The sequence below is a fragment of the Propionicimonas sp. genome, assembly GCF_049840635.1.
Lineage (GTDB): Bacteria > Actinomycetota > Actinomycetes > Propionibacteriales > Propionibacteriaceae > Propionicimonas.
In genome coordinates, this window is the sequence record NZ_JASGKL010000004.1 from 846,285 (window position 1) to 859,477 (window position 13,193).

The 13,193-nt window shown below is 69.2% G+C and carries 18 protein-coding genes; 8 read left to right on the forward strand and 10 right to left on the reverse strand.

The features are described 5' to 3' along the window. Positions 1-57: 57 nt before the first annotated feature. Positions 58-318: a hypothetical protein gene (locus tag QM779_RS04100; RefSeq protein ID WP_428531996.1), complete on the forward strand. Its 261-nt coding sequence runs from the start codon at positions 58-60 to the stop codon at positions 316-318. A 67-nt stretch (positions 319-385) separates the two neighbouring features. Next, complete coding sequence (locus QM779_RS04105) at positions 386-907, forward strand: hypothetical protein (protein WP_428531999.1); 522 nt, start codon at positions 386-388, stop codon at positions 905-907. Between the two features lie 141 nt (positions 908-1,048). On the opposite strand, the gene QM779_RS04110 is transcribed toward QM779_RS04105, so the two are convergent. The 3 genes from QM779_RS04110 to QM779_RS04120 form a co-directional block, all read right to left on the reverse strand. Continuing rightward, positions 1,049-1,612 carry a GNAT family N-acetyltransferase gene (locus QM779_RS04110; RefSeq protein WP_428532002.1) on the reverse strand — a complete coding sequence of 188 codons (564 nt, stop codon included), beginning with the start codon at positions 1,610-1,612 and terminating at the stop codon, positions 1,049-1,051. Positions 1,613-1,724: 112 nt separating this feature from the next. Continuing rightward, on the reverse strand, positions 1,725-2,087 hold the full coding sequence (locus QM779_RS04115) for a type II toxin-antitoxin system death-on-curing family toxin (protein ID WP_428532005.1): 363 nt from the start codon (positions 2,085-2,087) through the stop codon (positions 1,725-1,727). Beyond that, complete coding sequence (locus QM779_RS04120) at positions 2,084-2,287, reverse strand: CopG family transcriptional regulator (RefSeq protein WP_428532008.1); 204 nt, start codon at positions 2,285-2,287, stop codon at positions 2,084-2,086. Before QM779_RS04120 ends, QM779_RS04115 begins: the two co-directional genes overlap by 4 nt. A 294-nt stretch (positions 2,288-2,581) precedes the next feature. On the opposite strand from QM779_RS04120, the gene QM779_RS04125 reads away from it, so the two are divergent. The 3 genes from QM779_RS04125 to QM779_RS04135 all read left to right on the forward strand — a co-directional run bounded on the left by QM779_RS04125 (position 2,582) and on the right by QM779_RS04135 (position 4,027). Further along, entirely contained in the window at positions 2,582-3,118 is a 537-nt protein-coding gene (locus QM779_RS04125) for an AAA family ATPase (protein ID WP_428532011.1), read from the forward strand. Positions 3,119-3,259: 141 nt separating this feature from the next. Then, entirely contained in the window at positions 3,260-3,505 is a 246-nt protein-coding gene (locus QM779_RS04130) for a hypothetical protein (RefSeq protein ID WP_428532014.1), read from the forward strand. A gap of 9 nt (positions 3,506-3,514) precedes the next feature. Next, entirely contained in the window at positions 3,515-4,027 is a 513-nt protein-coding gene (locus QM779_RS04135) for a DUF6998 domain-containing protein (protein ID WP_428532017.1), read from the forward strand. A 144-nt stretch (positions 4,028-4,171) separates the two neighbouring features. Here QM779_RS04135 and QM779_RS04140 read toward each other — a convergent pair whose 3' ends face one another. From QM779_RS04140 to QM779_RS04155, 4 genes are all read right to left on the reverse strand, one after another. After that, positions 4,172-4,567: a hypothetical protein gene (locus tag QM779_RS04140; protein WP_428532020.1), complete on the reverse strand. Its 396-nt coding sequence runs from the start codon at positions 4,565-4,567 to the stop codon at positions 4,172-4,174. A 63-nt stretch (positions 4,568-4,630) separates the two neighbouring features. Then, a complete protein-coding gene (locus QM779_RS04145; RefSeq protein WP_428532023.1) occupies positions 4,631-5,938 on the reverse strand; it encodes a hypothetical protein in 1,308 nt (435 codons plus the stop codon). Between the two features lie 224 nt (positions 5,939-6,162). Continuing rightward, complete coding sequence (locus tag QM779_RS04150) at positions 6,163-6,780, reverse strand: GyrI-like domain-containing protein (protein WP_428532026.1); 618 nt, start codon at positions 6,778-6,780, stop codon at positions 6,163-6,165. A gap of 3 nt (positions 6,781-6,783) precedes the next feature. Next, positions 6,784-7,602, reverse strand: coding sequence for a MerR family transcriptional regulator (locus QM779_RS04155; RefSeq protein WP_428532029.1), 819 nt, complete (start codon positions 7,600-7,602; stop codon positions 6,784-6,786). Positions 7,603-7,813: 211 nt separating this feature from the next. Here QM779_RS04155 and QM779_RS04160 point away from each other — a divergent pair, with 211 nt between their 5' ends. Beyond that, complete coding sequence (locus QM779_RS04160) at positions 7,814-8,221, forward strand: hypothetical protein (protein WP_428532032.1); 408 nt, start codon at positions 7,814-7,816, stop codon at positions 8,219-8,221. Positions 8,222-8,286: 65 nt separating this feature from the next. Here the strand turns inward: QM779_RS04160 and QM779_RS04165 are convergent, their stop codons facing one another. From QM779_RS04165 to QM779_RS04175, 3 genes are read right to left on the reverse strand one after another with little or no spacing between them, the layout of a single operon-like run. After that, positions 8,287-9,459: a phosphoglycerate dehydrogenase gene (locus tag QM779_RS04165; protein ID WP_428532035.1), complete on the reverse strand. Its 1,173-nt coding sequence runs from the start codon at positions 9,457-9,459 to the stop codon at positions 8,287-8,289. Between the two features lie 14 nt (positions 9,460-9,473). After that, positions 9,474-10,556, reverse strand: a complete 1,083-nt coding sequence (serC, locus tag QM779_RS04170) for a 3-phosphoserine/phosphohydroxythreonine transaminase (RefSeq protein ID WP_428532038.1) — start codon at positions 10,554-10,556, stop codon at positions 9,474-9,476. 58 nt (positions 10,557-10,614) lie between these two features. Further along, the gene (locus QM779_RS04175; RefSeq protein ID WP_428532041.1) at positions 10,615-11,262 is read right to left on the reverse strand and encodes a TIGR03085 family metal-binding protein; all 648 of its coding nucleotides are present in this window, start codon (positions 11,260-11,262) and stop codon (positions 10,615-10,617) included. A gap of 20 nt (positions 11,263-11,282) precedes the next feature. Here QM779_RS04175 and hisI point away from each other — a divergent pair, with 20 nt between their 5' ends. Beyond that, positions 11,283-11,663: a phosphoribosyl-AMP cyclohydrolase gene (gene hisI / locus QM779_RS04180; RefSeq protein WP_428532044.1), complete on the forward strand. Its 381-nt coding sequence runs from the start codon at positions 11,283-11,285 to the stop codon at positions 11,661-11,663. Beyond that, positions 11,660-13,180, forward strand: a complete 1,521-nt coding sequence (locus tag QM779_RS04185; RefSeq protein WP_428532047.1) for an anthranilate synthase component I — start codon at positions 11,660-11,662, stop codon at positions 13,178-13,180. The genes hisI and QM779_RS04185 overlap by 4 nt, the downstream gene beginning before the upstream one ends. The last annotated feature ends 13 nt before the right edge of the window (positions 13,181-13,193 follow it).

Here is a 13,193-nt window from a genome sequence, read left to right on the forward strand (position 1 = left end):
CGGCACCTCCGGCATCCGGAGCCGCTAGCGTGACAGCGGCGACCTTGGAGGAGCGACATGGACGAGAGCACATCCCGGATGGTGTCCGGCCTGGTGTTCGGGCTCGCGGTGTCCCTGATCGCGTTCATCTCCCTCCTCAGTGATTGGGGACAGGCCTTCTTCGTCGTCCTGGTGGCAACGCTGCTCATCGGGGTTGTCCTGTTGTTCGCCCGCCGGACCAGGTCGAGGGGCGCGGGTCTGTTGATCGGCTGCGCGCCCGGAGTCCTGCTGCTCGCAATGGCCGTGTTCCTCTACCGCTTCTCGCCGTTCTCCTTCTGACAGGATGCCGGTCGGCCGCCGCACCACAGCAGCCAGCGCCGGACGAGGCCTTCGAAAGGAGCGGACGATGTCCCACGATGCCGTTCGGCCGCCGCACCTGACCGCGGGTCTGATGGGCCTGCGACTGCGGGGCAGCGATTACTGGTACGCCGTGCTCTACTCCGATCCGCCCGCCGATGAGGACCCGGCATACCGACACGGCGGTGCTCACCCGCTGTATGCCGAGCGATCCGTGCTGGTTGCGGATCTGGGGCAGGACGGGATTCCGATCGACGAGGAGATGGCCGGCTCGGTGGACGTGGATCGCGCCCGGGCCGTGGTGGGTTCCCGGATGTCGCGCGAGGAGATCGAGGTGGTGATCAACGCGTGGAACGCGCTCGATGACCTGACGAGGGCGCTCGGCGTTCCGATGGGCTTCTCCGGGCGGCGGGCCAACCGGTGCTACGACAAGCTCTTCTGGGGCCTGAACCTGGCGTCGGTCACACCGCCCGGGCAGTCATATGTGCCCGCCTGGCGTCGCCGCGAACTGGCGAAGATCGACCAGGTCCTCCGGGAATGCGGCGCCCGCGTCGCGCCCGATGCTCGATGAGCGTCGGCTTTCCGGGCGAGGGTGTGAATCCGCACACCGTGTTTGGTGGACCAACTCACACCATCGGCCCCTGGCGATCGTCTCTGTCGGCACGTGGTGCGCCCGAACCCGGCCTCGTGGGACTAGACCTCCGAGACCTTCTCACACGTCAGATGGCAGGTCGTCCCATTGCACCGGTGTCGTTGTGCCGGATTCCCAGTCGTGGCGCAGGATGCCGTAGGCGATCGAGGCCTTCGGCTCCGCGCCTTCGACCGGCCAGGCCTCGCGGTAGTGGGCCTCCTTCACCCAGCCCGCCCGGAGGAATGTCCGGCGCATTGCCAGGTTGTCCTCGCGGGTCTGGCCCTCGAAGCGACGCAGCGCGGGGTAGTTCTGGAAGACCAGGCTTGTGAGCGCCCGGAGCACGGACTCACCGAGGCCCCGGCCGCGGTAGTCCTGGCCCAACCTCAGGTCGAACAGCGGGGCACCGCCACCGTCGATGTCCGTCAGGTCATTCAGCACGGCGATGCCGACCCGTGCCTCGCCCGCAAGCACCCAGTAGCCGGCGCTGTCGTCCGACCAGTAGCGGCCATCAGCCACCTTGGCGCGAGCGTCCTGCTCACTGACCGAGGGCTCGATGTGGAAGGCGAAGGTGTTGGACGCCAGGAAGGCGATGAGAGGTTCGGCGTCGATGTCCGGATCGAAGGGCATGAGCGCGATGGTGGGCACCCGCGGATCATAGGCGGGGAGAGCTGCCGCGCGGGAACGATGTCTGACCCGATGTCTGAGAAGAGCGGGGCAAGTACTCCGGGCCGCTCCGCTGATGCTTCGTTGCGGTCGGTCAGTGCCATCGGGCGAGCAGATCCGCCGCGTGCTGGTAGGTGGTGGCGCCGCTGGCTAGGGCGATGACCAGGTCGTAGGCGTCGTCGTCGGCGGCGTCGAGGGTGATGTCGTTGAGTCCGTAGAAGACCACGGTGGCCAGCCAACCGATGCGCTTGTTGCCGTCGACGAGGGAGTGGTTGCAGACCAGCGATTCCAGCAGGACCGCCGCCTTCTCGTCGATGCCGGGGTAGGCGTCCTCACCGAACACTGTGGCCTGCGGCCGGTGGACGGCTGAGTCGAGCAGTCCGATGTCCCGGACCGGGCCCACGCCCAGGTCGTGGATCAGGCTGAGCACGTCCTCAAGGCCGAGGTGTTCGATCACTGGCCGAGGCGGTCGAGCAGGTCGGCGTAGCGCTCCCTGGCCGAGGCCGAGAGTACGGCGACCTTGTCGCGGCGCACCCGGCGGGACGCCGCCTCGTGGATCGCACGCACGGTCGCCTCCTGCTTGCTCACACCCTCGGCCTCGGCCAAGAGGGTGAGGGCCCGTTCGTCTTCGGGAGTCAGCCGCAGGGTCATCGCCATGACGTAATGATACCAGGGTGGTATCACGCGAGGGGGCTGGCGAGGCAGTGGGCTGGCCGCGGGCTGAGGATCCAGGCGCCTGAATGTGGGTCGGTCACACAAGTCGGGCGGCCATGTCGCCCTCGCCGAAGCCCTCCAGGCCGCTCTGCTCACCGGGTGTTGCCCGCCTTGCTGTGGGCGCCTCAGAGGATTGTGCCGGTGTGCGGGTTTCTGGGACCGCGTCGACGGACGCGCCGGGCGCGGTTGGTGTCGAGTCTCCTGCGGGCGACTGATCGCTATGGTCAGGGTGTGTCGATGTCGCAGCATCTGGTGGTCATCCGGGGCAACTCGGGTTCGGGAAGGACCACCCTGGCGCACGACCTTCAACTCGCCATGGGGCGCGGCACCGCCAACATCGGCCAGGACCATCTGCGTCGCGTGGTGCTGCGTGAGCAGGATCGTCCGAACGGCGACAACATCGGGTTGATCGCCCACACGGCCCGGTACTGCCTTGATATCGGTTACCACGTCATCGTCGAGGGCATCCTCCACTCAGGCCACTACGGCCCCGAGCTGTGCGACCTGATCGGCCAACACGACGGCCCTGCCCATGTGTTCTACCTCGACACCAGCCTGGAAGAGACCCTGCGACGTCATGCCGGCCGACCGATGGCGGCTGAGGTCGGTCCGGACCGGTTGCGGGAGTGGTACCGGGAACGTGATCTGTTGGGGGTAACCGGCGAGATCGCCGTGGACGGCAACCTGGGCCCGCAAGAGACCCTGAGAGTGCTGCGCCGGCACATCGGTCCGGTCACCGCACGGCCAGAAGTGCCGGACGGCCTGTTCCTCTAGCGACACCGGTCCGTCCACGGGCGACCATTGGAGCACAGCCGATCTGGCGCCGATCAAAGGCCGATTGCCGCAGCAGCCAGCCGTCACCCGTCAGCTTCGGCCCGCACTCAGGGCGTGTTGTCGGTATGGGACGATTCCGCGGTGACCCCGGACGACCCACGCCGCAGCGAGCTTGATGTGGCCCTTGATGAGGTGATTACGCAGCTGAGGGAGATGCCTAGGCATGACATCGTCGACGCCGAGGATCTCGCCTGGTCGCTGGAGAACGGCGTGGACGTCGAGGTTGAGGTTCAGAGCGACGAGCCGCTGATTCTTCGTCTTGAGGCAAGCAGGGGATTCTGGTTCCGAACAAGCGCGAACAGGACAATCCGAATGGATCCCCAGTAGCCTCCCGGGGTGGATCAGGGGCCCGAGTCGACCGTGTTTGACCCTGCTGGGCGCACCGCCCGGACCGGTGAGTTGATCACGCAACTTCTCGCCGTGGTGGCCGAACTTGAGCAGATGCATCCAGGTCGCAAGTTCCCTCTGGACGGACACCTCGTGGGTTCGCTCGGTGAGGCCGCAGCTGAAGCACTGTTCGAGCTCACTTTGGTCACCGCGTCCTCGGCCGGACACGACGCCGTCACAGCTCAGGGTCGAAAGGTCGAGATCAAGGCAACGTTCGGATCGGACGGGGTGGCCGTCCGTCCGACTTCCAGCCTCCATGAGGATGCGGCGCTGATCGTCCTCAGGTTGTCCAAGATGCCAGCGACTCCACACGAGGTCGTCTACAACGGACCCATGGCACACGCGCTCGCAGCAGCCAGCACTATGAAGAGCAACGGCCAGGCCACCATGCGGCTGAGTCGCTTGCGCCAACTCAACCGGGATGTCAGCGACGAGCAACGAGTACCGCGAAGGCCCTCCTGAACTCGGTCGGGCTCGGTGTACTGCGAGTCCGGGGGTAGGACCACGGCCCCCACCGCGGGGGAAGTGCCGCTCACCATTCTGGGATGTAACACCGGTCACAGGCGACGCGCTGGGCCGGTGCCTGCCGCGCTCGTGTGGTGTCAGCTACGTCGTCGATGAGAGGTCACGGCGGGCGATGGCTCGCAGGACACCGGCGATGTGGTCGGCCTCGTGCCAGATGCTCACGTCCTCGGATGGGTCCTGGGCCAGGAACTCGCGCACGGAGTCGGCGTCGTCGACGACCGAGCCGAGATCAAGTTCGGGCTGGCCCTCCACCTCGGTCGCCTCCGTGAACGGCACGTTCCAGTAGAAGTCTTCTGGGAACTGAATCCGGGGCCCGAATTGGGACTCTGCCGCGTCCAACAGTTTGTCGATCGCGGCACGGAGGTCGACGAACGTCACCCATGCGTCAGCGTCTGAAGACAGGGGAGTCGGTTGCGCGGCTGAGCCACGCTCGACGCGGCGTCGTCGCCAGGGCCAACCGTTCACGGCCGACAGCATGCCAGTAGCGGAACCACCCGGTAGAGAGCGCGTCGTGTTCTGGGCCTGAGGGCGCCCACGCTCCTACGGAGGCGCCGGCCCGGTCGGGGTGACGTTGCGGGTGCCGTCCGGGCCGACCAGGTACTGCTGGCCGCGCGGTGACGTCCATCGGAATACTCCGGGTCGGGGCTGCTCGAGCTTCCAGCCGGCGTGGGTCTTGCCGCGATGGACGCCTCGGGTCAGCGGGCCGAGGTTCGAGGGCCGCGTCTGGCCGGTGGCGCCGGCCGCGAACGGGATCGTGTGGTCCTGGTCGCAACCCCGCGCGGCCCTCGTCGAGAACGGGAAGACCTCGTACCGGTCCCGGCCGAGGACGGACTCACGCATCCCCTCGGGGACCTCGTACGCATCTACCGCGCGCTCCACGTCGTGGACGTACACGACCGGCGTGAGCCGGATCCTGTGGTGGCCCACCAGGTTGCTCAGCTCGTCGACCAGCACCGGACCGATCTTCTCGATCCGCGCGGCGCCGCCCTCCTCGAGCACGTCGCTGCCCACGTGGACGTACACCTGCGCGACCGGAGCATGCCGACGCCTGCTCGGCTTCTCGACCCGCTCTGCGGCTGGGGTCGAGTCGTCCACCCCGTCCAGCAGAGCGAGCACGCCCTCGGGATCCGCCAGCCGGCCCAGCGCCCGCGAGCGCACGACGTCGACAGGGTCTGTGTCACCCAGGTCGACCAGCGCCGTGGTGACCAGGCCGAGGAGGTGCTCGAACGCCTTCACGTCCGCCGCGTCGGCCAGCGCCGACATCCAGGCCAGCGACGGGTCGTCCGCGGAGACGCCGGTGTGCACGTGGCGCGACCGCCGGGACCGCTCGGTGTGCGCGGTGACCCTGGCCGGCGCGACCTCGATGATCGCCGCGCGGAAGCGGGTGAGCACCCGTCCCCAGCCGAGCAGGCCGAGTGCCGGCTCGACCAGCGCGTCCACCCGCAGGCACTCGCCGTAGCCGAGCCCGAACGTGTCGGCCAGCTGCGTGAGTTGGCGCGCCCGCCAGAACGGGACGCGGCCGTCCTCGACGGCTCGCCAGACGGACGGGAGGCGCCCGTGCAGGTTCACGACGTCGCGCACCAGCAGCGTGGCGCTGGTCACCGACGTCGCGGACAGCGCGGCGATCTCCAGCGGCAACGCCTCGTCCACCAGCGGCGTCCCCTCACCGCCGATGCGGACCGGGCGTTCGCCGACCATCTCGAACTCGTCGGAGTCCCTCCAGTCGCGTTCCAGCGCGAGATCGAGGATGGCGCGGGCCTTTGCCGCCTGCGCGGCAGTCTCCGCGGCGATGGCGGCCTCGAGCCGTGCCATCGCCGGAGCCCGCTGCTCCATCACCGTCTCGATCATGACTCCATCCTGACACCCGCCTCTGACATTTCCTCCAAGGAGTGCAGAGGTCGAATGCCCGACCAGAAGCGGGTTGCCGAAGCAGAAACACACAGATGAGCGAATAGGCCCGACCTGCCTGAGAGCACTGTCGTCGACGGAGCGTACGAGGTGGCTGGTGTGAGTTGGCACACCGTGTTTGGTGCACCAACTCACACTCAGCGGCAGCGCACGCGTCCGGATGCTCAGGCGAGTGCGGCCACCGGCTGCCGCAGGATGGTTCGCAGCTTGTCCGGCGCTGTCCGGGTGATGTCGGACAGGTAGATCTCGTGGTGCCGTCCGGTCGGACGCAGCCGGTTGGTGGGCAGGAACTCCTCGTGCAGCCGGCGGAGCACCTCGCCCTCGTCGTCGAACGGCCCGACGTGCAGGGTCTGGACGCAGCGACCCTCGTCCAGGGTCTCCAGCCGCAGCCGGTCGACGGCCAGTCCCGCTTTCGTCCGGGCGCCCGCGACGGCCGAGGCGAACATCGCCTCGTCGATCCAGTCGGGGACGAGCATCAGCAGCGTCCAGTCCCAGGACGCCTTGTCCAGAGAGGTGGTGAACACGGACGGGTCGGCCGCCGACCACAGTCCCTCCAGCGGCATCACGGCATAGTCGCGTCCGAGCTGGTTCTTTGAGGCGAACTTCAGCGGATAACCGACGCTGAACAGTGCGGTGACCGCCTCGGCGAACGGTCCGCCGGCATTCGGGTCGCCGTGGCCGTCGATCATCAGGTAACGCAGTGGGCCGATGTCCAGCACGTCGAAGCGGCCCGCGCGGGCCTGGTAGCAGGGCAGGGTCCGCTTGAAGTCGATCTTCGCCATGGCTCACTCCTTCACGATCGGCAGGCAGACGTCGGTCACCCAGTGGGCAGGGTCAGGGTCCTGCGAGGGGCCGACCCGGTAGATGTTGAACATGGTGCCCGTGGTGAGGTCGCGCCCGGCGACGTGGGCGCCGAGGGCTGAGGTCACCCCCGGCATCCGGTCGTAGCTGCCGCGCAGGGTCGCGCTGACCACCTCCTGCGCGTCGACCGGACGGCAGACGACCGGCGGCCGGGCCACGAAGGCCGGGTCGACCTGCTGCCAGACCTCCACGTCCACGTCGGTGTCCTGGTACTCCTCGTCGTGGAAGGTGGCTCCGCAGATCGCCCCGGGCGGCACGTTCGTCGAGTCGGCGTACACCTGCGGTGCCAGACGCTGCCACAACTCGCCCTCGTCGGCGTAGCTGCCGATCACGTCCCGGACGGCGGCGACGGTCATCGCCGGCAGGCTCAGCGTCCGGATCCCGATCGTCACGGACTTCTCCTTCGTGAGTACGGTCAGCCGCTCGATCGCGGCGAGTCGCTGCGCCAGCCGATCGCGTTCGAGGGCGATCTTCCCGCGCTGGGACTCCACGTGAACGGCAAGGGCGGACGGATCGTCGAAGGCAGCCAGCACACCAGCCATCTCGGCCACCGCGAACCCCGCGTCCCGCAGGACGGTGATCCGTCCCGCCTCGTCCAGCTGACCGGCCCGGTAGTACCGGTAGCCGGAGTCCGGGTCCACCCAGGCGGGGCTCAGCAGGCCGTGCTCGCCGTAGTGGCGCAGCATCCGCACGCTGGTGTGGGCCAGCCGGGAGAAGATCCCGATCTGGAGCAAGCCGTCCATGGCAGCAGCGCACACCCTGACATCGTGGCAGAGTCAAGGCGGTCGGCGGAGCCCGCGCGCATCGGGTCACGCGGCTGTGGTCACACCGTCACGTGTGGCTTCACCCGCCCGTGGCGTTCAGCCAATCGTCCCCTGTGGACAGCGACCGTACGCCCGGCCGGCCCTGTGGACGACTGAGCGGTCCGGACCACCGCTGCCGAGGATGACGGGCATGAACAGTGATCTTCTCGAGCGGCCGATCCTCACCCCCACCGACCTGTACCAGTACTGGCAGGAGCTGATGCACCCGCTGGGGTTCACGGAGCGGCGCCTCTACATCGTCTTCCTCGACGCCGATCGCCGTGCGGTGCCCGTCCTTCACGAGATCAGCGGCGTTCCGCTCCACCCGACCAGCGAGGACGCGGAGTCGCTGCTGGCGCTGCTCGCGCACTTCGGCGACGAGTTCGCGTTCGCGATCCTTCTCGCGCGCCCGGGCGACAACCACATGAACGACGACGATCGTGCCTGGCCCCGCCTCCTGGCGGAGGCGAGTGCCCGCTTCGAGGTGGAACTCGAGCCGCTCCACCTGGCCACCGACTCCGCGCTGCTGCCCTTCGCGCCCGACGACCTGGTCGCCTGAGCCGTGGTCAGCAGCAGGGTAGAGGGCGCCGCGCCCGCCGATCGGAGAGCCCGTGCCTCGCCCGCTCAGATCACGCGCGAAGAGAGGACGCCGTCGATCGCGGCGATCTCGGCCATCACCGAGTCCGGCACCTCGCCGTCCACGTCGACCAGGGTGTACGCGAGGTCGCCGCGGGACTTGTTCAGCAGGTCGGCGATGTTCAGGCCGGCCTCGGCGAGCAGGGTGGAGATCTGGCCCACCATGTTCGGCACGTTGCTGTTCGCGATCGCGATCCGGCTCGTGCCCTCCGCCCGGGCCAGCGACGCGTTCGGGAAGTTCACCGAGTTCGCGATCGTGCCCTCGGTGAGGAAGTCGCGCAGCTCGTCCGCGGCCATCCGCGCGCAGTTCTCCTCGGCCTCGTTCGTGGACGCGCCGAGGTGCGGCAGGGTGACCACCTTGTCCCGCTTGTTCAGTGCGGGGGAAGGGAAGTCGCAGATGTAGGCGCGCAACTGGCCGCTCTCCAGCGCGTCCACCACCGCGGACTCGTCCACGATCGGGCCGCGCGCGAAGTTGATCAGCACCGCCGACTTGCGCATCTTCTCCAGCTGCTCGGCGCCGATCAGGCCCCGGGTGCCGTCCACCAGCGGGACGTGCAGCGTGATGATGTCGGCCCGCTTGAACAGCTGATCGAGGTTCGTGACGTGCTCGACGAAGGAACTCAGCTTCCACGCGTGGTCGACCGTGATCTGCGGGTCGTAGCCGAGCACCCGCATGCCGAGGCCCGCCGCCGCGTTGGCCACCTCGACGCCGATCGCGCCCAGGCCGATGACGCCGAGCGTCCGCCCGGGCAGCTCAAAGCCGACGTAGGCCTTCTTGCCGGCCTCCACCGCCTTGTCCATGGACGCCGCGTCACCGTCGAGCCGGTGCGCGAACGACGCGGCGGGGACGATGTTGCGCGCGGCGAGGAACAGCGCGGCGACCACGAGTTCCTTCACTGCGTTCGCGTTGGCGCCCGGCGTGTTGAACACCGGGATGCCCCGCGCCGAGTAGTCGGCGATCGGGATGTTGTTCGTGCCCGCACCGGCGCGCGCCACGGCCAGCACCGACGGCGGGATCTCGACCGCGTGCAGGTTGGCAGAGCGCAGCATCAGCGCGTCCGGGCTCGCCGCGTCGGACGACACCTCGAAGTCGTCCTTCGGCAGCCGGGACAGCCCGGTGTGGCTGATCGCGTTGAGCGTCTTGATGGTGAAGCGTGGCATGTCTGGTGTGTCTCCTAGCCGTTGCGGCGCTGGAAGTCGGTCATGAAGTCGATCAACGCCTGCACGCCCTCCAGCGGCATCGCGTTGTAGATGCTGGCCCGCATGCCCCCGACCGAGCGGTGGCCGGCCAGGTTGGTGAGCCCCGCGGCGTCGGCCTCGGCGACGAACGCCTTGTCGAGTTCCGCGTTCGCCTGCAGGAACGGCACGTTCATCCACGACCGCGAATCCTTCGCGACCGGGTTGGAGTAGTAGCCGGACCCGTCGATGAAGCCGTACAGCGCCTCGGCCTTCGCCGAGTTCCGCTCGGCCATCGCGGCCAGCCCGCCGCTCTCCTTCACCCACGCCAGGATCTTGCCCAGCAGGTAGATGCCGAACGTCGGCGGGGTGTTCAGCATCGAGTCCGACGCCCCCATCTCCGCGTAGTTCCAGATCGACGGCGTGCTCGGACGCGCGCGTCCCAACAGGTCGTCCCGCACGATCACCACGCACAGGCCCGACGGGCCCATGTTCTTCTGGGCGCCGGCGTAGATCAGGCCGTACTTCGACACGTCGACCGGCCGCGACAGGATGGTCGAGCTCATGTCCGCCACCAGCGGGACGTCACCGGACTGCGGCACGTAGCCGAACTCCACGCCGCCGATGGTCTCGTTCGGCGTGTAGTGCAGGTACGTGGCCGCCGGGTCGACGGTGAAGCTGCCCTGCGCCGGCGTCGTCGTGTACTTCGAGCCCGCCTCGTCGGCGAGCACGTCGACGGTCAGCCCGGCCTTCTTCGCGGCCTTGATCGCCTTCGCCGACCACTGGCCCGTGTTCAGGAAGTCGACCGTGTCGCCCACGGTGGTGAGGTTCAGCGGGATCGCGTCGAACTGGCCCGACGCGCCGCCCTGGAGGAACAGCACCCGGTAGTTCTCCGGAATATCCATCAGTTCGCGCAGCAGCGCCTCGGTCTGCGCTGCGCACTCCACGAACGCCTTCCCGCGGTGCGACACCTCCATCACCGACATCCCCGAGCCCTGCCAGTCGGTCAGCTCGGATCGGGCGGCCTCGAGGGCAGCGAGGGGGAGCATGGCGGGACCTGCGGAGAAGTTGTAGACGCGCATGACCGCCATTGTGTCAGTTCTGTTTCGGCGCCCCGCGCGGCGTCGGAGGAGTGGACGCTCAGAATCCGAGCGACACCCTCTCGACGAGCGAGACGGACGCCGGCTCGCCGACCAGCTCGACACGGGCGGCCCCGCGACGCCCGGACAGGTACAGCAGCAACTCGGTCGGGGCACCGACGACGGTGACGATGTCGGGCCCGCGTCCGATCCGGACCGGGTCGCCGGCCGGCGCGTCGCGCTCCAGCCACACCGCCACCGGGCACGTCCGAAACGCCCGCCGGGCCAGGATCGCGGATGCCTTCCACGCCTCGTTCTCCATCGCCAGGTCGCGCGGTCGCGGCGTGAGGTCGCCGCCGCCCCGCCGCACGTCCTCGCAGTGCACGAAGAACTCCAGGGTGTTCGCCACCTGCTCCACGCCCGGCAGCCGGAACGGGGACCCACCCGCAGGACCCCGGCGAATCGCCTCGACCAGGTCGGCGTACGGACGCCGCGCGACCAGCTCGGCCAGGCGATCGTCCGTCCGCTCGGACTTGCGGGTGAGCAGGTTCCCCGCCACCCGGAAGGTCTCGTTCTCCCGCACCCACACGTGCGCAGCCAGGTGGTGCGCCGTCCAGCCCTCACACAACGTCGGGGCGGTCGGGGGGACGGAAGCCAAGGCGTCGCACAGGGCTGCGCGCTGGTCGGCGGGTCGCTGGTGGGAACTCACCCCACAGACGCTACCCGCCGATGCGCGGCGGCGACTGCCACAATGTCCGGGTGAATGAGCTCGACGCGGACGTGGCCGCCCTGCTGAAGCGCAACCCCGACGGACTGGTCCCCGCCATCGTGCAGGACGCGACCTCGGGCGCCGTGCTGATGCTGGCCTGGATGGACGACGAGGCGCTGCGGCGCACGCTGACCACCCGACGCGGCACCTACTGGTCGCGCAGCCGCGGCCAGTACTGGGTCAAGGGCGAGACCAGCGGCCACACCCAGGCCGTCCGCGAGGTCCGACTCGACTGCGACGGCGACACCCTGCTCGTTGTCGTCGACCAGGTCGGGCCCGCCTGCCACACCGGAACCACCACCTGCTTCGACGGTCGGCTGCTCCTGGCGGACGAGGCATGAACCTCGACATCACCCCGGACCTGCCCGGCTTCCTCGCCGCAGGCGCCGAACGCCGCGTCGTCAGCGTCCACACCCGACTGCTCGCCGACGACTTCACGCCCGTCGGGCTGTACCACCAGCTCTGCGGGGAACGTCCCAACACCTTCCTGTTCGAGTCGGCGGAGGGCGGCGTCTGGTCGCGCTACTCCTTCATCGGCGTGAACGCCGTCGCGACCCTCACCGAGGTCGACGGTGCTGCCCTCTGGGAGTTCAGCCGACGCCCGATCACGGGCCTGCCGGCGGGCGGCGACCCGCTCCAGGTGCTCGCCCGGACCCTCGACCTGCTGCACACGCCCCGCGAGGAGGGGCTGCCGCCGCTGGTCTCGGGAATGGTCGGGTACCTCGGCTACGACGTCGTCCGGCGCCTCGAGCGCCTGCCCGACAGCAACCCCGACGACCTCGGCCTGCCCGAACTGGGCATGATGCTCGTCACCGACATAGCCATCCTCGACCACCACACCGGCGAGGTGTGGCTGGTCGCGAACGCGATCAACTTCGACGACACCGCCGACCACATCGAGGACGCGTGGGCGGACGCCTGCGACCGGCTGCGGGCGATGGCGGACGCCCTGCTCCGCCCGGCCGAACCCCTGGTGGCCGTCCGGGACGCGAGCGTGACCACCCCGCCGGTCCGCCGGCAACGCACGTCCGCCGAGTACGAGGCTGCCGTCGCCGCGGCGATCGAGGAGATCCGGGCCGGCGAGGCGTTCCAGATCGTGCCCAGCCAGCGCTTCGAGGCCGACTGCACGGCCGACCCGCTGGACGTCTACCGGGTGCTGCGTCGCAACAACCCCAGCCCCTACCTGTACCTGCTGCGCCTGCCCGGCTTCGCGATCGTCGGCTCCAGCCCCGAGGCGCTCGTCCAGGTCACCGGCGGACGCGCGACCACCCACCCGATCGCGGGGACGCGGCCGCGCGGCGCCACCGCTGCCCTGGACGCCAGCCTCGAGGCGGAACTGCTGGCCGACGCGAAGGAGGCGGCCGAGCACCTCATGCTGGTCGACCTCGGCCGCAACGACCTGGGCCGCGTCTGCGACCCCGGCACCGTCGAGGTGGTCGAGTTCATGAAGGTCCGCCGGTACAGCCACGTGATGCACCTGGAGGCTGCCGTCTCGGGCACGCTCTCCGCGGGCCGCACCGCGCTCGACGCCACCCTGAGCTGCTTCCCCGCGGGCACCCTCTCCGGCGCCCCCAAGGTGCGGGCGATGGAGATCATCGACCGGCTGGAGGTCTCCCGGCGCGGCCTGTACGGCGGTGTGGTCGGCTACTTCGACTTCGCCGGCGACTCCGACACGGCGATCGCGATCCGCACTGCTGTGCTCGCCGACGGCGTCGCCTACGTCCAGGCCGGCGCCGGCGTCGTGGCGGACTCCGTGCCCGCGAACGAGGACCTGGAGAGCAGGAACAAGGCCGCGGCCGTGCTCGGTGCGGTCGCGGAGGCATCCGCGCTGACCCGCTTGCAGAGGCCGGGTTCCTGAGAGACAGTTAGGA